This is a genomic window from Mycobacterium sp. 050134 (genome assembly GCF_036409085.1).
Lineage (GTDB): Bacteria > Actinomycetota > Actinomycetes > Mycobacteriales > Mycobacteriaceae > Mycobacterium.
In genome coordinates this window covers 1-718 of record NZ_JAZGLV010000066.1, presented here as the reverse complement: position 1 = coordinate 718, position 718 = coordinate 1, and the positions used below count along the sequence as shown (strand labels likewise).

Annotated in this window: 1 protein-coding gene and 1 pseudogene; both read right to left on the bottom strand. The window is 65.3% G+C overall.

Annotated elements, in window-relative coordinates; genetic code table 11:
• Window positions 1–222, bottom strand: a pseudogene (locus SKC42_RS27420) (leucine zipper domain-containing protein); the annotation flags it as partial.
• A gap of 110 nt (window positions 223–332) precedes the next feature.
• Window positions 333–644, bottom strand: a complete 312-nt coding sequence (locus SKC42_RS27415; RefSeq protein WP_330967366.1) for a type VII secretion target — start codon at window positions 642–644, stop codon at window positions 333–335.
• Window positions 645–718: the final 74 nt, after the last annotated feature.

The following is a 718-nucleotide window of genomic DNA, read 5'->3' as shown; positions in this document are numbered from 1 at the left end:
CCCGCATTCGAGGATGAAGGTTTTGGCGATGCGCGCTCGGTGCGCGTGGGTGTGCGGTTGGGGCTGTGATGTGGTGGTGAGCTGCGGTCGTCCGTTCCTGCCTCGCCCAGCTTGCGGTAGCGGCGGGCCGGGCGGTCTGTCGTGGTGATCGAGACCTGGACGCGTTGGGCTTTTCGCCGCAGCGGTCAACGCTCGTCAACAACCGCAGCGGGCCAGCCGCAGCCACGGTGAGACACGAGGACCGGCGGTATGAGTGCGTTTCCTAAACAGCTCGCACTTCACTCGCGGGGTTTCGTCATGTCCCCTCGCCGCGCCGCCACCGATGTCCGTGGTCAGGACGGGTTGCCCAGCGTTTGGGCTGTGTCCTGGTCGGTCTTGGTGTATGACTTCTGGGCTGTTTGCAGGGCCTCGGCGAGTGCTTGACACGCGTGCTGGATGGCTCGGGCGGCGTCTTGGCGGGTTTGCACTTTGTCGCCGACGGCGCTGTTGGAGGGGCCGCTGATGACGCCGTGGGTTTCGTAAAGTTTGGCAATCAGGTCGACACTTTCGGTGGCCTCGGCCCCTTTACCGGCGGCGTCGGCGGCTTGGGTGTTGCGGCCGGCGAGTTGTTGAAGCTCGGCGGCATCGACGGTCAGACGCGACATAGCTCTCTGTCCTGGTCAATCGTGGAGGGCACAGCCGTGGCGTGGCCGTGTGGTGATTGTGACCCCGCCGTAGA

Bases quoted from the DNA above. Each gene is read 5' to 3' on its own strand.
- SKC42_RS27415 (WP_330967366.1), bottom strand. From the start codon at position 644: ATGTCGCGTCTGACCGTCGATGCCGCCGAGCTTCAACAACTCGCCGGC.